This window comes from Muricoccus harenae (genome assembly GCF_009848505.1).
Taxonomy (GTDB): Bacteria; Pseudomonadota; Alphaproteobacteria; order Acetobacterales; family Acetobacteraceae; genus Roseomonas; species Roseomonas harenae.
In genome coordinates, this window is sequence record NZ_WWDL01000015.1 from 18,391 (window position 1) to 37,194 (window position 18,804).

Annotated in this window: 13 protein-coding genes; 9 read left to right on the top strand and 4 right to left on the bottom strand. The window is 71.3% G+C overall.

The genetic code is table 11. From position 1 onward, the window contains the following. Position 1 precedes the first annotated feature (1 nt). The 9 genes from GSE44_RS12380 to GSE44_RS12420 all read left to right on the top strand — a co-directional run bounded on the left by GSE44_RS12380 (position 2) and on the right by GSE44_RS12420 (position 15,397). Positions 2 to 2,935, top strand: a complete 2,934-nt coding sequence (locus tag GSE44_RS12380; RefSeq protein WP_159349139.1) for a CHAT domain-containing protein — start codon at positions 2 to 4, stop codon at positions 2,933 to 2,935. A 16-nt stretch (positions 2,936 to 2,951) separates the two neighbouring features. Further along, entirely contained in the window at positions 2,952 to 3,722 is a 771-nt protein-coding gene (locus tag GSE44_RS12385; RefSeq protein ID WP_159349140.1) for a glycosyltransferase family 2 protein, read from the top strand. 86 nt (positions 3,723 to 3,808) lie between these two features. Then, positions 3,809 to 6,070 (top strand): serine/threonine-protein kinase, encoded by a 2,262-nt coding sequence (locus GSE44_RS26240; protein WP_159349141.1) that lies wholly within the window; start codon positions 3,809 to 3,811, stop codon positions 6,068 to 6,070. 61 nt (positions 6,071 to 6,131) lie between these two features. Next, positions 6,132 to 7,919, top strand: a complete 1,788-nt coding sequence (tagH, locus tag GSE44_RS12395) for a type VI secretion system-associated FHA domain protein TagH (RefSeq protein ID WP_159349142.1) — start codon at positions 6,132 to 6,134, stop codon at positions 7,917 to 7,919. A gap of 9 nt (positions 7,920 to 7,928) precedes the next feature. Beyond that, positions 7,929 to 9,266: a type VI secretion system baseplate subunit TssK gene (gene tssK / locus GSE44_RS12400; RefSeq protein ID WP_159349143.1), complete on the top strand. Its 1,338-nt coding sequence runs from the start codon at positions 7,929 to 7,931 to the stop codon at positions 9,264 to 9,266. Continuing rightward, complete coding sequence (gene tssL, locus GSE44_RS12405) at positions 9,263 to 10,642, top strand: type VI secretion system protein TssL, long form (RefSeq protein ID WP_159349144.1); 1,380 nt, start codon at positions 9,263 to 9,265, stop codon at positions 10,640 to 10,642. Before tssK ends, tssL begins: the two co-directional genes overlap by 4 nt. Beyond that, a complete protein-coding gene (tssM, locus tag GSE44_RS12410) occupies positions 10,639 to 14,127 on the top strand; it encodes a type VI secretion system membrane subunit TssM (protein WP_159349145.1) in 3,489 nt (1,162 codons plus the stop codon). Before tssL ends, tssM begins: the two co-directional genes overlap by 4 nt. Further along, entirely contained in the window at positions 14,124 to 14,693 is a 570-nt protein-coding gene (gene tagF / locus GSE44_RS12415) for a type VI secretion system-associated protein TagF (protein WP_159349146.1), read from the top strand. The genes tssM and tagF overlap by 4 nt, the downstream gene beginning before the upstream one ends. A gap of 59 nt (positions 14,694 to 14,752) precedes the next feature. Further along, complete coding sequence (locus tag GSE44_RS12420; RefSeq protein WP_235924758.1) at positions 14,753 to 15,397, top strand: PP2C family protein-serine/threonine phosphatase; 645 nt, start codon at positions 14,753 to 14,755, stop codon at positions 15,395 to 15,397. A 16-nt stretch (positions 15,398 to 15,413) separates the two neighbouring features. Here GSE44_RS12420 and GSE44_RS12425 read toward each other — a convergent pair whose 3' ends face one another. The 4 genes from GSE44_RS12425 to GSE44_RS12440 form a co-directional block, all read right to left on the bottom strand. Next, a complete protein-coding gene (locus GSE44_RS12425) occupies positions 15,414 to 15,713 on the bottom strand; it encodes a PAAR domain-containing protein (protein WP_159349148.1) in 300 nt (99 codons plus the stop codon). Between the two features lie 2 nt (positions 15,714 to 15,715). Next, positions 15,716 to 16,318, bottom strand: coding sequence for a DUF6931 family protein (locus GSE44_RS12430; RefSeq protein WP_235924760.1), 603 nt, complete (start codon positions 16,316 to 16,318; stop codon positions 15,716 to 15,718). Then, positions 16,318 to 18,237 carry a type VI secretion system Vgr family protein gene (locus GSE44_RS12435; RefSeq protein ID WP_159349149.1) on the bottom strand — a complete coding sequence of 640 codons (1,920 nt, stop codon included), beginning with the start codon at positions 18,235 to 18,237 and terminating at the stop codon, positions 16,318 to 16,320. Before GSE44_RS12435 ends, GSE44_RS12430 begins: the two co-directional genes overlap by 1 nt. 64 nt (positions 18,238 to 18,301) lie before the next feature. After that, positions 18,302 to 18,781, bottom strand: a complete 480-nt coding sequence (locus GSE44_RS12440) for an Hcp family type VI secretion system effector (RefSeq protein WP_159349150.1) — start codon at positions 18,779 to 18,781, stop codon at positions 18,302 to 18,304. Positions 18,782 to 18,804: the final 23 nt, after the last annotated feature.

The following is an 18,804-nucleotide window of genomic DNA, read 5'->3' on the forward strand; positions in this document are numbered from 1 at the left end:
CGTGCGCCACCGCATCGCCCTCCTTCCCGGCCTGGTTGCCCTCGGCCTTGGCGCCTGCACCACGCCGCCCCCCTCCGCCTATGTGCCCGCCGCCGCGGGCGGAAGTTCCGTGTCGCTCGGCCGCAATCCGGCGGGCGAGGAATGCCGGATGGCCAGTTCCGGCAGCGGCGCCGATATATGGTGCGGCGAGTGGAGCAGCCCGAGCGCCCGGCTGCGCGAAGTGGCCGTCAGCTCTCCCATGCAGGCTGCCGAGGCCGCGCGTGCCGGCATGGCGGCACGGCTGGACTGCACCGCCCCGCGCAACACCACCGTCCTGGGTGACCAGCCCGCCGCGCTGATGGATTGCCGCCGCCGCGCCGGCGGCTGGCCCGCCTTCGCCCTGGCCGCGCAATCCGGCAACCGTGCCTGGGTGATTGAGGGCGTGCTACCCGCCTATTCGTCCGCCGAGCGCGGTCTGGGCGTGTTGAGCGGCCGCCTAACCCCGGAGGCGACGCCCCTCGCCTCCGCCGCGCTCGATGCCATGGCCTCGCGGCTGGCACGCGAGGCCGTCTCCAGCGGCGACATCAACCAGTATGAAACGCTGATGTCGATAGGGCGCGACGCCAACCAGGCCGAGCGTTTCGTCGCTGCCGAGACCGCCTATCGCGCTGCCCTTGCCCTGCAGGAGCGTGCGCTGGGCGTGAATTCGCCCGACCGGTTCCAGCCCATGCTGCTGCTGGCGCTGCAGCTTTCCAACCAGGGCCGCTTCCCCGAGGCCGAGGCACTGTTCACCCGCGCCGCCACCCTGACGCCACGCGCGGCCGATCCGCTGGCCGATGCCATGCTGGCCCATTACCGCGGGCTGCACGAGGCCAACCGCGACCGCAAAGGCCCGGCGCTCGCGCTGCTGGAACAGGGATACGCCGCCTATGGCCGCTCCGTGCCGGCCGAGATGCGCGTCGCGTCCCGCCCGGGCGGTCCGCCGCCCCTGATGGTCGATCCCATCGCCGCCCGCGCCCTGATCGGCATGGTAGAGACCCGGCGCAACACCGCCGCCGTGCTGCGCGCCAGCGGCCGCAATGCCGAGGCCGAGCAGGCGGCCGCCGATGCGACCCGCCTGGCCGCTGCCGCCGGTAATCCGCAGGGCGCCGATGTGATCCAGGCGCGCCTGGCCCGCACCGGCGGCGCCGTGGAGGCCGCGGCCGGCGATCTGGCAGGCGCGGACCGCAGCTTCAGCCGCTCCGCCCTTCGCTTCGCCCGTGGCGTGCCGCGTTCCCGCCCCTTGGCCGACACGCTGCTGCTGCGCGCCGCCGGCACCAACCCATCCGGCGCCATCGAGGCCTGCCGGGAAGCTGTTTCCATCCTGCGCAACCTGCGGGAAGGCACGACCAGCGATCGCATCGCCCCCTGCGTCGACGCCTTTGCGGCCAGCGGCACGCCAGAGGGATTGGCCGAAGCCTTCGAGGCGGCACAGATCGCCCAGGGCGGCGTTACCGCAACCCAGATCGCGACCGCCGCCGCGCGCCTTACCGCCGGCGCCCGCAACCCGGCCGTGGCGGAGGCGCTGCGCCGCCGCGAGACCGCCGATCGTGCCCTCTCGGTCAGCTACCGCGAGCGCGACGCCGCCGTGGCCGAGGGCGGGCGCGCCGACCTCGATGCCCTGAACGCCCGCATCGCCGAGGCGGAGACCGCCGCCGCCGAGGCCGATGCCGCCGCCCAATCCGCAGCGCCCGGCTATGCACAGCTCGTGCAATCCGTGGTGCCGGCGCGGGAGGTCTTCGTCGCCCTCGCGCCCGGCGAGGCGCTGGTCGCCACCACGCTGCCAACCACACGGCGCGGCTGGACCTTCCTGCTGATGGACGGCGCCATCACCGCCGCCCGCGTCGGCGCCGAAACGCGGGAGGTGAACGCCCTGGTCGCCCGACTGCGCGCCGGCGTGGAATCGGGCGATGGCAGCAAGCCCTTCGATGCGGCCGCGGCCCATGCCTTGCACCAGGCGGTGCTCGGCGGCGTGGCGTCGTCGCTGGAGCGTGCCACCGGGATCGTCGCCTCGCCCGAGGGATCGCTGCTCTCCATCCCCTATGGCGTGCTCGTCACGGCCAGGCCCCCGCGCCCGAACTCGCATGAGGGCGCGACCTTCCTGCTGGCGCGGCTGCCGGTCTCTCATGTGCCGTCGGCCGCCAGCCTCGTCTCGCTGCGCCGCGCCGGTCGCTCCAACGCGCCGCGTCCCTGGTTTGGCTTTGGCGATCCGCAGCCCGTGCCGCTCTCCTATGCCGCACGCTCCTTCCCCGCCGCGCCGGAATGCGGGCGCGGCCTCGCCTCCCTGGCGCGGCTTCCCGCCACGGCGGTGGAGCTGGCTGCCGCGGCGCAGGTCTCGGGCGCCACCCAGGCGGACCAGCGCACGGGCGCGGCCTTCACCGCGGCGTCGGTGCGCGGCACGCGGCTGCGCGACTACCGCGTGCTACATTTCGCGACGCATGGCGTATTGCCCTCGGACCTCGCCTGCCTCACGGAACCCGCCATCGTCGCCTCAACGGCCCCGAATGGGCCGGACGCCACCCAGGCGCTGCTGACCTCAGGCGTGGTGCTGGATCTGGACCTCGATGCTGATCTCGTCGTGCTCTCCGCCTGCAATTCCGGCGGCGGCGCGGCGGCTGGGGAAAGCCTGTCCACCCTGGCGCGGGCCTTCTTCTTCTCGGGCGCACGTGGGCTGCTGGTGACGCATTGGTATGTGAACGACGTGGCGGCCGCGCGTGTTGCGGCTTTCACCTTGCGGAACATCCGCGCGGGTGACGCTCCGCCCGAGGCGCTTCGCAAGGCGCAGCTGGACTTGATGCGCGTGCCGGGCGCGTCGCATCCGGGCCTCTGGGCACCCTTCGCCCTGCTTGGTCCCGGCCCTGGCGCCGGGCCGGCGCCGGCGCGCTCCGCCTCCGCCGCTGGCGGCGCGACCGGCTGAGCGCCCGCCGCCGACGATGCCCGATGCGACGTTGATGCTGGAACACCGGCCGGCAGCGCCATGGGTGCTGCCGCATGCGCCGGTCTTCCGCTCAGGCATCGCCTGCACCGGGCTGATGGCCGCCCTGCCCTGCCATGGCGGGCTGCTGACCACCGCCACGCTCCGCGGACTGCTCGAGACGCAGCGCGCCATGCTGACGCTCGGCCTTCCCTTCGCCTGCGCGACGCTGACGAATGAAAGCCTCGTCACCCGCGCGCGGAACCGGCTTGTTGCGCGCTTCCTCGCCTCCGACGCCTCGCACCTCCTCTTCATCGATTCGGATATCGGCTTCGGCGCCGATGCAGTGCTGCGGCTGCTCGGCCATGGCCGAGAGGTGATCGGCGGCCTGTACCGCAGCAAGCGGGCGGACCGGGCGGAATGGGTGGCGGACCTCGCGCCCGAACCGGACGGCACGCTGCGGCGCGATCCGGAGACCGGTGCGGTGGAGGTGGGGCTGATCGGCACCGGCTTCCTGATGATCCGGCGCGATGTGCTGACGCGCATGCGCGATGCGATGCCCGGCACGCGACATGCCACGGAGGATGGGGTGATCCATGCCCTGTTCGACACGGCCATCGAGCCTGGCACCGCCGACGCGCCCGGCCGCTATCTCAGCGAGGACTATCTCTTCTGCTCGCGCTGGCGCGCCCTCGGCGGCACCGTGTGGTGCGATCCCTCCATCCGGCTGGAGCATCTGGGGAATCTGCCGCTGACGGGCGACCCCATGGCACTTTTTGCAACGCAATGATCGGCGTGGCGGCGCAATACTTGGCGGGGAGTGGTGCGCCCGGCCCCGAACCCTGTAGCATGGCGTTCTGACAGGGAGGGGACCCGTTGTCACAGGCGTTGCCACCTGGCTTCGGCGATTGGTCGGGCGACTCGAAGTACGAGCTGCGCGGAACGCTGGGGGCCGGCGCGATGGGCGTTGTGCTGGACGGGTTCGATCGTGCGATCGAGCGGCGCGTCGCGATCAAGCTCGTCCGCAAGCCGGCGCCTGACGATGCGGAGGCCGTGGAGGCCGCCGCGCGCTTCAAGCGCGAGGCCCAGGCCGCGGGCCGCCTCTCCCATCCCGGAATTGTCGCCGTCTATGACTATGGCGAGAACGAAGACACTGCCTGGATCGTGATGGAGCGGGTGGATGGCGGCACGCTGAAGGCCGTTCTGGACCGCAACGAGCGCCTGCCGGCGCGTGAAACAGTGCGCATCATGGGCCAGGTGCTGAACGCCCTCGCATATGCCCATGCGCGCGGCGTCATCCATCGCGACATCAAGCCCGCCAATGTAATGCTAACCTCGGAGGGCGATGCGAAGCTCGCCGACTTCGGCATCGCGCGGCTCGAGAATTCGGCGATGACGCAAGTCGGCACGCTGATGGGCACGCCGAGCTACATGGCGCCCGAGCAGCTGCGCGGCGAGGCGATGGACGCCCGCGCCGACATCTGGGCCGCCGGCGTGATGCTCTACCAGCTGCTGACAGGCGAGAAGCCCTTTCCGGGCGGCTTCTCCGCGGTGATGCACAAGGTGCTCAACACGGAGCCCGTGCCGCCTTCCGCCCTCTCCGCCACCTCTCCGCCCGCGCTGGACGCGGTGGTGATGAAGGCGCTGGCCAAGCGGCCAGACGATCGCTGGCCGGATGCGCGTGCCTTCGCCGCCGCCATCGAAGCCGCCATAACCGCTCCCGCGGCTGCACCCATTCAGGCGGCGGCTTCGGCAGAGGACGCCACCCTCGTCTCCACCGCGATGCCGCGCCCGGCGGCCACGCCCCTAGCGCCTGCTCCTGCGACACCCTCTGCCCCGGCGCCGTCTTCCGGTCGTGGTTGGGTGCTGCCAGTGGCGGGAATTGGTGCCGCCGCCATCGGTGCCGCCGCCTTCCTGCTCTGGCCGCGGGAAGCGACGCCACCCACGGCCGCGCCGCCGGCTCCAATCCTTTCCGCCGAGGCGCCGCCCACCAGCCTGCCGTTTCCCGCGCCGTCGCTCTCGGTGGAGACTCCCGGCGCGCGCCAGCAACCCGCTCCGGCGAACACGCCGGCCCCGGTGCCTGAACCGCCCGCCACCGCGTCTCCGCCGGCGGCGGTCCCCACGCCACCATCCGCGCCGGTGTCGGTACCCAGCCCCGCCGCCGTACCCGCACCGACATCCGCCCCGGCAACGGTCGCCACGGAGCCGCTGCCGGCCGGGCCTGGACCAGTACTTGCACCGGCTCCACAGCCGTCTGCGCCTCGGCCCCCGGCCGTCCAGACGGAGCCCGTGCCGCCTGTCCGGCCGGCTCCGATTCCAGCACCCGCCCAGCCGCAAGCCCTCCAGGTGGAACCGGCACCACCCGCACCGGCCCAGCAGACCGCCCAGAGTCAGAGCAACCAGCCTCCGGCACCACAGACGCCACCCGCAGCGACGACAACGCCTGCCCTGCCCGCCACGCAACTCTCCCTGGCTCCACTGCCGCGGCCGGACTGGCGCGCCATCGCCGCCTCTGCCGTCGCCGCCGCGCCCTGCGGTCTCCTCTCGAGCCGGGTTGAGGATGCCGGTTTCCGCCTCCAGGGCGTGCTGCCGCGTCGCGAGGCTGAGGCGCTGCGGCGCGACCTGGCGGGGCGCAACCTGCCCGCCGGCGCCGCCCGGCTGGATCTCGGCACTTTCGACGCACCGCTTTGCCCTCTCGTTGCAGCACTGCGCCCGGCCCTCGCCGCACCGGGCGATGCGCCCGAGATCGCGCTCGACGGCGCGATGCCCCTGCGCAAGGGACAGCTGCTGCGCTTCTCTGTGCGGATGCCCGTCTGGGCGAATCACCTGCACGTCGCCTATGCCACCCTCGGCGGACCCGTTGCCCGACTCGAACCGGGGGCGCCGCAGGCTCCCGGCGCCCGCGTCCGGCTCGGCGATCCGCGTCCCGGCTTCCAGGGCTGGGAGATCGACGAGCCCTACGGCACCGACCTGCTGCTGGTCGTGGCGTCGGAGGGACCGCTCTTTGCCCCGGGCGCCGCCGTGGTCGAAGAGCAGGATGCCTATGCCAAGGGCTTCGCCGCCGCGCTGCAGGCGGCCCGCGCGGCCGGACGCCGCGTGGCAATGCGGCCCCTGGTCGTGGACACGATCGAGCGCTGAGAGAGATCGAGCCCCCGCGGGCCGCGCGGTTGTCGGGGTGGCGGAAAGGAGGAGGAGACACATGGTGCTGATGCTGTCCGTGCTCCGCTGCCCGGATTCGGCCATGCCGGGCACGCGGCGCGTGGAAGGGGGCGACTTCTCCCTCGGCCGCGGCGAGGGCTGCGACTGGATGCTCGCCGATCCGGAGCGCGTCCTCTCCAAGCGCCATTGCACGCTGGAATTCCGTTCGGGCGGCTGGCAGGTCCGCGACCTGTCCACCAACGGCACTTTCGTGAACCGGGCCACGGCGCCGGTCGGGCGCGACATGGTCGCGCCCCTTAACGACGGGGACCGCCTCCGCCTCGGCGCCTATGAGCTGGAGGTGCGGATCGAGCAGGATGCCGCCTCGCCCTGGAATTCCGGCGGCCAAGGCTTCGCACCCGCCCCGGCACCGATGGATGATCCCTTCGCGGGCCTCGGCACGCCGGCGCCGAACCCGCCGCCGCTCGGCGCCCCGGGAAGTTTCGACGGGCTGGGGCTGCCTCCACTGGGCGACCCTTCGGCCCCCGCAGGCTCGGCGCCCGGTTTCGGGGCACCGCCCGCCTCACCTTTCGCACCGCCGATGGATTTTGATCCGCTCGGCCCGCCCGGCACCCCGGGCTTCGGCGCATCTCCGCCGCCCGCCTGGTCCGACCACAGCCCAGCCGCGAGCGACGCCTTCGTGCCGCCCCGCGCGAATTTCGGGGCGGAACTGCCGACTGACTGGAACACGCCGCCGCCTGTGCCGCCGGCCACGGAGCCCGATTGGGACAAGTTGCTTGGGGACTTCGTCCCACCGCCTGCTACCAGCCCATTCGGTGCACCCCAGGCTGCGCCCCCCTCCTTCGCGCCAGCACCGCCAGCTAGGCCGGATCCCTTCACGCCAGCGCCGGCGGCGCCGGACCCCTTTGTGCCGTCCCCGGCAGCCTTCCACCCGCCGACGGTTCCCGATTCCCCAATTGCGGTGCCACCACCTCTGACGCCGGAGCCTTTCGGTGCTGTTCCGCCGCCGGCGGCGCCCGATCCCTTCTCCCCGCCCGCGACGCCGGCCCCTGCCGCTTCGCCGGCCGCCGCTCCGTTTTCGCCCGCCATGCCTTCCGCGGTGGCGGCACCGGCGCCACCACCAGCCTGGCCTGCCGCGGCCTCGTCCTCGCCCTTCGACGAGCCGCCCGGTGTGCCCGGCTTTGTCCCGCCGACGGCGCCCCCGGTACCCCCGCCTGATTCGAACACCGTGGCCCTGCCCGTCGCAACTGGCGACGCAAATGCGGCCTTGGCCGCGCTGCTGCGCGGCGCCGGGCTCGGCCCGCTGCCGCCGGGTACCGACCCGGTCGCAGCGCTGGAAGCCGCAGGCGCCGCGCTGCGGGCAGCCGTCAGCGGGCTGCGCGGCCTGCTGATCGCTCGGGCGGATGTGAAGCGGGCCTTCCGCATCGAGCAGACGATGCTCTCGCGCCGCGACAACAACCCGGTGAAGTTCGCCGCCACCGACGAGGCCTCCGTCGCCTCCCTTCTCGGCGCGGGCCCGAAGCGCGGTCCGGCGGCGGTGGAGGACACGGTGAGCGACCTCACCCTGCACCAGGTGGCGACGCTTGCCGCGACCCAGGCCGCGGCCCGCGCCCTGCTGGAACGCCTGGCGCCTTCCGAGGTGGAAAGCGCCCATCCCGGCGGCGGCATCCTGCCGGGCGCGCGCGAGAAGCGGCTTTGGGATGGCTATCGCGGGATGCATGCGAAGCTGCTCGAGCAGTTCGAGGATGATTTCGACAGCGCCTTCGGCCGCGCCTTCGCCCGCGCCTATGAAACGGCGGCGCGCGAGGCTGGACGGTCGGGGGAGTAGGGGAACGCGATGCAATGGCATGACCGCGTCGTCTGGCAGGAAGGCATGTTCCTCCAGGCGCAGCATTTCCAGCAGGCCGACCGCCATACGGAGCACCTGCTGGAGCAGCGCGTCGCGCCGCTGCGGGCGCATCCCTGGGGACTGACGGAGCTTACGCTGGACCGGGATCTTCTGGCCGCAGGCAAGTTCGCTGTCGCGGGCGCTGCTGGCATCCTGCCGGACGGCACGCCCTTCGCCATTCCGCATAGTGCCGACCAGCCAAGGCCGCTGGATCTACCGGAGGGCACGCGCAACCAGATCGTCTATCTCGCCATGCCCGTACGCCAGCCGGGCGCACCGGAAGTGGCGGCGGTGGAAGGGCCCGATGCGGCTGGCGCCCGCTACATCCTGCGCGGCTTCGAGGCCTTCGACACGCATTCCAACGCCTCCATTCCCGCCGAGTTAGCTGTCGCCCGCCCCCGCCTGCGCCTGATGCTGGAAAGCGAGGAGCGGGACGGCTTCACCTGCCTCGGCCTCGCGCGCATCGTCGAGGTGCAGGCCGACCGACGGGTACAGGTGGAGGAGCGCTATATGCCGCCCTGCCTGCGCGTCTCGGCGGTGCCCACCCTCGGCAACCTGGTGCCGGAGCTGGTGGGCATGCTGGCGCAGCGTGCCGAGGCCCTTGCCGGCCGCCTTTCCCAGCCTGGCGCGCGCGGCGTCGCGGAGGTGGCGGACTTCCTGCTGCTGCAGACCATCAACCGGTGGCAGCCACTGCTGGCGCATTGGGCCGAGACGGGGAACCTGCATCCGGAATCGCTCTATTCCGCTCTGGTTCAGCTTGCGGGCGAGCTGGCGACCTTCACCTCTCCGGACAAGCGCGTCAGCACCTATCCTGGTTACCGGCATGACGACCTGCAACGCAGCTTCGCCCCGGTGGTCGCCGATCTGCGCCGCAGCCTCTCGGCTGTGCTGGAGACGAATGCCGTCGAGATCCCGCTGCAGGACCGGAACCACGGCGTGCGCGTCGGCCCGATTATGGACCGCAACCTGCTGCGCGCCTCGCAATTCGTGCTTACCGTCATGGCCGATCTGCCGGCCGAGCAGATCCGCCGCTTCTTCCCGCAGCAGGTGAAGATCGGCGCGGTGGAGCGCATCCGGGAATTGGTGATGGTGGCGCTGCCCGGGATCGATGTGCGGCCGCTGCCAGCCGCGCCGCGCCAGATTCCCTTCCATGCAGGCGCAACCTATTTCGAGCTCGACCGCGGGTCGCCGCACTGGCAGCAGATGCAGACCTCCGGCGGCTTCGCAATCCATGTCTCGGGTGACTTCCCGAACCTGAAGCTGGCTCTCTGGGCAATCCGCGCATGAGCGACAATCCCTTCGACGAAGCGGAGGACAATGACCGCACGGTGCTGCGCGGCCCCGCGCGGCCCGTGGCCCAGGTCGGCACCCCTGCCGGGCAGCCCATGGCGCCGCCCCAGCCGCCCGGAGCGTCGATGCCGGCGCCCGCCCTCGCGGGTGGGGCTGAAAGCGTCCCGCGCGTCGGCGCCGGCCCGCTGGCCGCCGCCGCCGCGCCGCTGCTCGAGATGCAGGCGCGCATCGCCACCGGCGGCACCACCGCCGCCCCCGATCCGGCGGGGCTGCATGAGCGCACACTCCATGCGCTGCGCCGCTTCGAGGCCGATGCCCAGGCCGTGGGCGCTTCGACGGAGGAGATGCGCGAGGCGCATTACATTCTCTGCGCCGCGCTGGATGATGTGGTGCTCTCCACCCCCTGGGGCGCGCGCTCCGGCTGGGCAGTGCGCTCGCTGGGATCGACCTTCCATAACGACGTCCGCTCCGGCGAGCACGTCTTCGACCGCCTCGCCGCCATGCAGCGGGAGCCTGGCCGCTACCGTGGCTCGCTCGAGGTTGCCTATATGGCGCTCGCCCTCGGGCTGCAGGGCCGCTACCGGCTGGCTCCGCAGGGCCCGGCGGAGCTGGATCGCATCCGCTCCGGCCTCTACCAGCTACTGGTCAACCTGCGTGGAGCGGCGGAGAAGGAGCTTTCGCCGCATTGGCGCGGCGTGGATGCGCCGCACCGCCGCCCTGGCCACAGCATTCCCGCCTGGGTCGCGCTTCCGGTCGCGTTGATGCTGCTGGCCGGCGCCTGGTTCTGGACCATGGGCGATTCCGGCACGCGCGCCGAGGGGCTGGAGGCGCGGCTCGCCGCCCTGCCGCCCGGCGGCCTGCCGGGCATCGACCGCAGCGCGCCACCGGTTCCCCCCGCCCCGCCCCCGCCGCCCCCGGCGCCACCGCCCGATGCCTCAGGCGCGCTGCGCCGCTTCCTCGCGCCGGAAATCCAGCGCCGCGTCGTCACCGTGGAATCGGATGCGCAGCGGCTGCTCGTCCGCATCTCTAACAGCGGCATGTTCGCCTCAGGCTCCGCCACGCTGAGCAAGGAATTCGAGCCGCTGATGACCCGCATCGGGCAAGCGCTGAAGGAGGAGCCCGGCGCCGTGCTGGTCATCGGCCATTCGGACAACCAGCCGATCCGCACGGTGCGCTTCCGCAGCAACGCCGCGCTGTCCCTTGCGCGCGCCGAGGCGGCGCAGGAGGCCATCCTCCGCGCCAATGGGGATGCCTCCCGCTTCAAGGCGGAAGGCCGCGCCGATTCCGAGCCCATTGCGAGCAACGCCACGGCGGAGGGCCGCGAGGCAAACCGCCGCATTGAGATCCTGCTGCGACGGGGGGCCGCGCAATGAAGTCCACCTTCCTGTCCCGCGCCTCGCTGGCCTCGCTCTTCGGCGCGATCCTCCTGGGCGTCCTGATCTGGCTATTCAGCCCCCTGCTGGGCGAAGCCTTCGACGGCGTCCTGCTGCGCGGCGCACTCGCCGCCCTCCCGATCCTGGTCTGGCTTCTCGTCTTCCTGTTGCTCGCGCGTCGCCGCTCGAAGCGTGATGCCGCGCTGGTGGCTGAAGTCGCGGCGCCGACCGCGAAGGCCGCCGAGCAGGATTCGCGCCTCGCCGAGGAGGAGGAAGCTCAACGCCGTAAGCTCGCCGAGGCGCTGGGCGCGCTGAAGCGAAGCGCCTCCGGCAAGGGCAACGCGCTCTACCAACTGCCCTGGTACGTCATCATCGGCCCGCCGGGCTCGGGCAAAACCACGGCGCTGCTGAACTCGGGGATCGAGTTCCCGCTGGCGGAGGGCCGCGTCGCCGGGGTCGGCGGCACCCGCGCCTGCGACTGGTGGCTCTCCGAGCGCGCCGTGCTGATCGACACGGCCGGCCGCTACACCACGCAGGACAGTGAGGCCGCCGCCGACAAGGCGGGCTGGGAATCCTTCCTTGACCTGCTGCGCCGCGCCCGTCCGCGTCTTCCGCTGAACGGCGTGCTGGTGGCCGTGGGCACGGACCTGCTCGGCAAGTTGGACGAAGCGGGCCGCGAGGCTCATGCCGCCGCGATCCGCCGCCGCGTGCGCGAGCTGGAGATGAAGCTGGGGCTGCGCCTGCCTGTCTATCTGCTCATCACCAAGGCCGACCTGATGGCGGGCTTCGTGGAGTTCTTCGACGACCTAGACCGAGGCGCGCGTGAGCAGGTCTGGGGCTTCACCTTCGAGCCGAAGGAAGGCGACGAGCAGGCCGGCACCGCCCCCGCCTTCGCCAAGCGCTTCGCGGAGTTGCAGGAGCGCCTCTCCGCACGGCTGATCGAGCGGTTGCAAGCCGAGCGCGGCGCGTCGCAGCGCGCGCTGATCGCCGGCTTCCCGGCGCAGCTCGCGGCGCTGGAGGGTCCGCTCGAGGCCTTCGTTCGCGCGGCCTTCGGCGGCTCGCGCCTCGATCCTGCGCCCATGTTGCGCGGCGTCTATCTCACCTCTGGCACGCAGGAAGGCACGCCGCTGGACCGGCTGGCGGGGGCACTGTCGCGTTCATTCGGACTGGACCCGCGCCGCCCAGCCGCGGTGATGAGGCAGAAGGGCCGCTCCTACTTCCTCGGCCGGCTGCTGAAGGACGTGGTGTTCAACGAGGCCCGGCTTGCTGCGCGTGAAGGCGGCGTCGTCAAGCGCGGACGCCTGGTCCAGGCAGCGGCCTGGGGCGTGGCCCTGCTGCTGGCGATCGGCGGCGGCGCCTATGCCTGGAACGCCAACCGCATCGAGGCAGCCCGCGCCGAGCGCGTCGCCGCGGCAACGGCGAACGCGGAGGCCGCGGCCGGCACGGCTGGTTCGCTGGACCGCGTCTCGGATCCGGACCTCGCCCGTACCCTTGCCTATTTGGAAGCCAACCGGGCGCTGCCCGAAGCCGCCGCCGGTGAGGGCCCGGGCCTCGGCCTGTCCCGCGAGGAGGATCTGACCGCCGCGACTGAAGGCGCCTATCGCCGCACGCTGGGCCGCGTGCTGCTGCCTCGCCTGCTGGCGCGGGTGGAGGCGCAGATCCGCACCGCGCTGCAGCGCCCTGACACGCTGTATGAGGCAACGCGCGTCTACCTGATGCTCGGCCGCCAGGGTCCGCTGGACCGCGACCTGATCCGCGAATGGTTCGCCATCGACTGGACTCAGACCTATCCGGGCGCGGTGAACCAGCCGGGCCGCGACGCCCTGGCCCGCCACCTCGAAGCCCTGCTGGCCGAGGACCTTCCCAGCTATCCGCTGGACGGCGCGCTGGTGGACGAGGCGCGACGCATCTTCTCCCGCATGCCCATGGCGGGGCGCGTCTATGCACGGCTGCGGCCGCTGGCCGCGAACCTGCCGCCCTGGCGCCCGGCCGATGTGCTCGGCCAGGCCGGCGCACGGCATTTCGCCCGGGCTTCCGGCCAACCTCTGACGGAAGGCGTACCAGGGCTCTACACGGTGGAAGGGCTGTACCGCGTCGTGCTGCCGCGGCTGCCGCAGGCAGCGCTGGAGGCGGCGTCGGAATCCTGGGTGCTGGGCCCTGCCGCAGCCACTCAGGCGGGCAACCCGCGCACGCTGGAGGCCGATGTCCTCGCCCTCTACGCCGCGCAATACGTGCGTGCTTGGCAGACGCTGCTGGACGACCTGGTCCTGCCGCCGCCCTCCGGCCTCGCCGAGGCAGCGGAGAAGCTGAACCTGCTGGGGGCGCCGAACTCCCCGATGAAGGACCTGCTGCGCGGCGTTGAGCGGCAGCTTTCGCCCGGCACGCCACCGGAGCCCCCGGCCGGGGCGGCCGCTGCCGCCGAAGGTGCGGCCCAGCTTGCCGGGCAAGCCGCCCAGGCCGCAGCCGGGCGCGTCGCGGCCGCCCTGGGTGCCGCCGCCTCCAGCGGGGCCGAGCCGGTTGCACGTGTGGTGGAAGCCCGGTTCAAGGATCTGCGCGAGGCATCCGGGACGCCGCTCGATGGCATCCTCACCAACCTAAATGAGCTCTACGTGCAGGTAGCGCGTCTGGCATCGGCGCCGCCGGGCACGGTGCTGCCGCCCAGCCCCGGCCTCGATCCCGGCCAGCGTCTGCTGGCGGAGGCAGCACGGCAGCCGCAGCCCTTGTCCAACTGGCTGCGCTCGCTCGCGCAATCCACGCAACAGGCCCGCGCGGGCGGTGCCAAGGCCGCCATCTCGGCGGCGGGCGCGCAGCAGCTCGGGCCGCTCTGCCGCGGGCTTGAGACGCGCTTTCCCTTCCGCCGCACGCTGACGGCGCAGGACATGCCGCTGGATGACTTCGTGCGGCTGCTGGCGCCCGGTGGGCTGATGGATCAGTTCTTCGCCCAGAACATCCGCCCGCATGTGGACACCACCCAGACCCCCTGGCGTCCGGTGGCGGCGGATGGCTTGGCGCCGGCAGTCAGCCAGGCGGATCTGATCCAGTTTCAGCGGGCCCAGGCGATCCGCGATGCCTTCTTCCCGTCCGGCGTGCCGGGCATGGGACTCGGGCTGCGCTGGCGGCTGAGCTTCCAGGGTCTTCCGGCCGGCACCACCGCCGCTACCCTGGACAACGAGGGCACGCCGGTGACCCTGCCGCCGCAGAGCACCCGGCCGATCGAGATGGGCTGGCCCTCGCGCGGCCCGGTTGGGATCACCTTCGATCCGGCCGCCACCGCGACGCCGCCGCAGGAGGGTCCCTGGGCCGCGCTGCGCTTTGTCATGCTCGGGCGGCTGGTGAACACCTCGGCGCCCGACCGCTTCCGCCTCTCGGCGCCGGGAAGCGGAGGGGCGGAGTTCGTCCTTCAGGCGGGCAGCGGCGTGAACCCCTTCAACCTGCGGGAGTTGTCGGAGTTCCGCTGCCCCGCGCTGCCGGCACCCGCACCGTGAACACGGCGGGCGCGGTGGCCGTCACCGGGCTGTTCGGCAAACTGCCGGCCCATGGTGATTTCGTCCGCCGCGCCCTGCCGGGGCGCTTCATCGATCCCTGGGATGCCTGGCTTTCCGCAGGGATGCTGGCCGCAGTGGAAGTGCTCGGCGATGGCTGGTTGGCTGGCTGGGGAACTGCCCGTCCCTTCCGCTTCCACCTGGAGTTCGGGGCCTGCGGCCCGGATGCCGTCGCCGGCGTGGTCTTGCCGAGCGAGGACATGGTCGGGCGCCGCTTCCCCCTTACCCTTGCCGCGATCCTGCCCGCAGGGAGCGCGCCCGATCCCGACTGGCTTGACGCTACCGAGGCAGCCGGCCGCCGCGCGCTCGGCGGCGGATTGAATGCTGATTCCCTGGCCGCGCTCCTACCGCCGCCGAGGGCACTGCCAATGGAGGCGCCGCCGGCGCAGAGAAACGTGACGGAGGAAGGCACATGCCGTTTCTGGGAAGCGGAGGGGACACCCAGTCTGGTGTCGGTCGGATTGCCTCCGGCCGCGCGCCTAGTCGCCCTGATGGGCCTGGGCCCATGAGCGTCGCGAGCAGTGCAGCGACGCATCGGGGCACCGTTCGGCCAGGAAACGAGGACGCAATGCTGTCCAACGACCCGCTCGGCCTCTGGATCGTCGCGGATGGTGCAGGCGGCCACGGCGCCGGCGAGGTGGCGAGCCGGGCGGTGGTGGAGGCCCTCGCCGACCTGCCACCGACGCTCTCGGCGGCGGAGGTGCTGGCCCAACTCCGGCTTCGGCTGGCGGCGGTGCACGGATCCCTCAAGGCACGCAGCGAGGCGGAGGGGCGGTCGCGGCCGATGGCGACCACGGTGGTCGCGCTCATGTTGCGCGGCGAGCATTACGCGGTGCTCTGGGCGGGCGATAGCCGCGCCTATCTGCTTCGCGGCGGCACGCTGCTTCGGCTAACCCGCGACCATTCGCTCGTGCAGGAAATGGTGGATGCCGGCGCGGTGACCGAGGCGGAGGCCGAGAACCACGCACAGGCCAATGTCATCACCCGGGCGATCGGCGCTGACGGCCCGCTGGAACTGGAGAAGGCGATGGGGCGCGTCTCTCCCGGGGACGTTTTCCTGCTCTGCAGCGATGGGCTGTTCAAGGCGATGGACGAGTCCCAGATCGCAGCGCGCCTGCTCGGCGGCGTCTCGGCTCCCGCGCTGGTGGAGGCCGCCGTGGCGATGGGCGCGCGCGACAATGTCACGGCAATCCTGGTGCGTGCCTCCGGCTGAGGGCGCCCCCGCCTCTTCAGGGGCCGATGAGCACCGTCGGAAAGCCCATTACCAGCGTGCCGCCATGGGCGGTGAGATCGCCGATCCGCGCCGCCATCTGCCCCATGACGAAGACCGTCGGACTGCCCATCACGATGCTGTCCGGCGGGCCGACGCAGGTGCAGAGATCGGTCACGCGCGCCTGCGGCATGCTTCCCGTGAAGACGGTGGGCGCACCGGTGATGACCGGACCGCCAACATGCGGGATCGGTGGCACCCCTGGCGTGACCATGGGACACATATGCATGTCGCCGATGCGGGAGGCTGGCATGGGCATGATCAGTCCTCCTCCGGCGGGATACGCCCGGCGCCGCCGGCCGCAATGTCGCGCGCAGCGGCGAGGAATCGGGGGAAGCGCTGCTCGGCACGCTCCGGCCGGCGGCGGACGGCGGCGATCACCACGCCACCGGCGATTGCCACGCCTGTCATATGGGGTCCCGGCGGTACAAGCGGCTGTCCCTCGGGCGCCATGCTGTCGCCGGACCAGAAGGCGCCGACCGCGGCCCAGGCCTCAGGGCTACGAAAGCCGGTGCGCTGGGCCGCGGCCATGGCGGCGCGGCGGATCGCATCCTCCGGTTTGCGCACCCAGGCCTCCGCGGCGAGCAGCGCCGCTGTATCCGCCGCCGGAAGCGCCGGATCTGGCACGGCGCGGGCACACATGCAGCACCACCACACCGCCTCGCGCCGGGGCAGCGCATGGGCGGCCAGTCGCATCGCCTCCGGCATGTCGCCATGCGCCGCCAGCCGGTCCAGCCCCGCCGCGGCATCAACGGCACCCTCGAGCAGCGCCAGATGCGCAGCCGTCAGCTCCAGCCGTGGCAGGAGCGGCCCGAGGGGAATGGCGAGCTTAGGAAGCCCGGGAATGGTGGTAGGATCGCTCATCAGTTGATCTGCACGATGCCGCCTTTGACGACGACCATCGCGCTGCCCTTCTCCTCCAGCATCAGCGTGTCGATCTGAACCGATAGCTTGGCCTTGAGCGTGATGGTCGGTGCGTCAATCGTGACCCCCACCGGGTCGATGGTGATCGTGCTTTGGCCCACCTTCAAGGTAATCGACTGCTTGGCCTCAATCGAAATGGCACCGAGCGCGGCCTCTGTGGCGATATTGCCCATCTTGACGGTGGTGGACTGGTTGCCCTTGCTGATCTCGGTGTCCTGGTTCCCAGTGCTGACCGTGACCGTCTGGTTGCCCTTGCTGACCGTGGTGGACATGTCGCCCTTTTCAACCGTCAGCGTCTCGTTGTTCTGGACCGTCGTGGTGCGGTCGTTCTTCACCAGACCCTTCATGTCCTTCTCGGCCTGGTACTCGAGAAGCTCCTTGCCCTTGCTGTCCTCGAACATGAGCATGTTAAAGTTGTCGGCCCCGCCTCCCTTGGAGGAGCGGGTGCGGTAGCCAGTGCGGGTCTTGTTGTCGGGCAGCGAGAAGAGCGGTGGGAAGCTCTGGCCGAAAAGGCTGCCGATCACGACGGGCCGGTCCGGATCCCCTTCCAAATAGGCCACCAGCACCTGGTCGCCGACGCGCGGCAAATACCAATGCCCACCCCACGGCCCGGCTGTGGTCTGGGCAACGCGCACCCAACAGGACGACAGGTCATCCCTCGCGCCCTTCCGATCCCAGGGGAAAAGCACCTTGATGCGGCCGTGCTCGTCGCAATGGATTTCCTCGCCCTTGGGGCCGGTCACCACAGCGTATTGCACGCCCGCCATTACCGGGCGCGGATGTGGCGCGAGGGGACGCCAGGACCGATCCGCCGGGATCACGGCCAGGCTGTTCGCATAGGACGCGTCGCCGCCCGCATCGAGATGGGTTTCGTCATGGGCGCTGTGCAGCACCTCGGTGACGAGCCAGGTCTCGGCCTCGGCGTAAAGACCAGCCTTCACGCGCAACCGCCCGCCGGCGAAGACGGTGGGGTCGCGACCGGCTGCCGACACGCCCTCCGCATGGGATTCGGCGCCCTCCATCAGCAGCTTGGCAGGGTCCGCGCCCGGGCGCACCGTCTGGCCGCCTGGCCAGCGGAACACTTCCATGTTGCTGGCATGGCTGGAATGCACGACCGTGCTGGCGCTGGACTGCTTGCTCGGGTCGCGCACCAGGTTGTCGTGGTCCAGCGTGGCGACGCTGCCGATGGGTAGGCTCGAAACCGGCTCCCAGCGCGACAATGCGCCGATCCGGTCGTCATCACGCCGCACCACCTGGGGCTCGCCCGGAATCAGCGGATACCCCGCATTCGCCCCTTCGACATGGAGGGTGTGCGAGCCCTCCTCATGACGGAAGTAGTGGCCCCAGCCATGCTCCTCCATCAGCCGCGTCGCGAAGTCGAGGTCCGTCTCGTTGAACTGGGTGCAGTATTCGCGCGGCGGCGTGTCCGTTTCCGTGCCGAAGCTGATGGGACCAGCATCGGCCTCCTGCACCAGGGTGCTGATGATGTCCTTGGCGCTCTTGTTCTGGAAAATGCGGCAGTCCATCGTCCGGGCGAGGTGCCGCAGACGGGGGCCGGCCTCCAGCCGATAGGTCGTATAGCCGCGCACATCCTCACCGATGCGGCGGAAGCTCACGACGATGCCGTGGAAATGTCGGGGGCTGGTATACTGGTAGGTAACCGAGCAGGTGACCGCCTTGCCGACGATCTCCTCGGGATCGATAGCCGATTCCCTGGAAAGGACCTCCGCCTCGATAACAAAGAGGCGGCCAATCGCCTCGCGCACCGACAGCCGGCGCAGAATCAGGACATCGGCGCCGAGCGGCGACGCGATCCGCAGCAGGCGTGTCGCCTGGGAGATGCTGTCGGCTTCGCTCAAACGCACAATTCCTTCCCGGCCAGGCCTGGCTCCGCCGCGGCGCGGCGGAGCCAGAGCGTCACGGTCAGCCCGACTTCGCGGTGCTGAGGTCGTAGATTACGTTGCCGACGTTCTTCGAAGTGAACTTGTCGTCGATCGCCCAATAAGAGCTGTCGAACTTTGTGAAGTTGATGCTGAAGGAAACCGACGGGCGGTCGCCGCCACTGGACAGGCTGTAGCCGCTGATCAAGGCGTTGGTCAGCACATACTTCTGGAAGGCGACATGGCTGCCGGCATTGTCGGTCTGGGTCAGCTCGACCTTGACGGTCACGGCCTTCCCGCCGACGGCTTCCTTCAGCAACGGCACGTCCGCGGAGTCCAGGGACTTCGTGAAGGTCATCTCGCTGACGGACGGGGCCGAGGCCTCGCGCTTGGAGCCACCACCCACACCACTGCTAATGCCGCGGCCGACGCCCCACTGGTACGAGCTGCACTCGATCCAGTCCTTGTAGCCTTCCGCGGTGGCCTCACCCTTGAAGTCACCGTACTTCACGAAGATCGCCATGTCTCAAATTCCCTCACGCCGCT

Bases quoted from the DNA above. Each gene is read 5' to 3' on its own strand.
- GSE44_RS12385 (WP_159349140.1), top strand. From the start codon at position 2,952: ATGCCCGATGCGACGTTGATGCTGGAACACCGGCCGGCAGCGCCATGG.
- tagH (WP_159349142.1), top strand. From the start codon at position 6,132: ATGGTGCTGATGCTGTCCGTGCTCCGCTGCCCGGATTCGGCCATGCCG.
- tssK (WP_159349143.1), top strand. From the start codon at position 7,929: ATGCAATGGCATGACCGCGTCGTCTGGCAGGAAGGCATGTTCCTCCAG.
- tssL (WP_159349144.1), top strand. From the start codon at position 9,263: ATGAGCGACAATCCCTTCGACGAAGCGGAGGACAATGACCGCACGGTG.
- tssM (WP_159349145.1), top strand. From the start codon at position 10,639: ATGAAGTCCACCTTCCTGTCCCGCGCCTCGCTGGCCTCGCTCTTCGGC.
- GSE44_RS12420 (WP_235924758.1), top strand. From the start codon at position 14,753: ATGCTGTCCAACGACCCGCTCGGCCTCTGGATCGTCGCGGATGGTGCA.
- GSE44_RS12425 (WP_159349148.1), bottom strand. From the start codon at position 15,713: ATGCCCATGCCAGCCTCCCGCATCGGCGACATGCATATGTGTCCCATG.
- GSE44_RS12430 (WP_235924760.1), bottom strand. From the start codon at position 16,318: ATGAGCGATCCTACCACCATTCCCGGGCTTCCTAAGCTCGCCATTCCC.
- GSE44_RS12440 (WP_159349150.1), bottom strand. From the start codon at position 18,781: ATGGCGATCTTCGTGAAGTACGGTGACTTCAAGGGTGAGGCCACCGCG.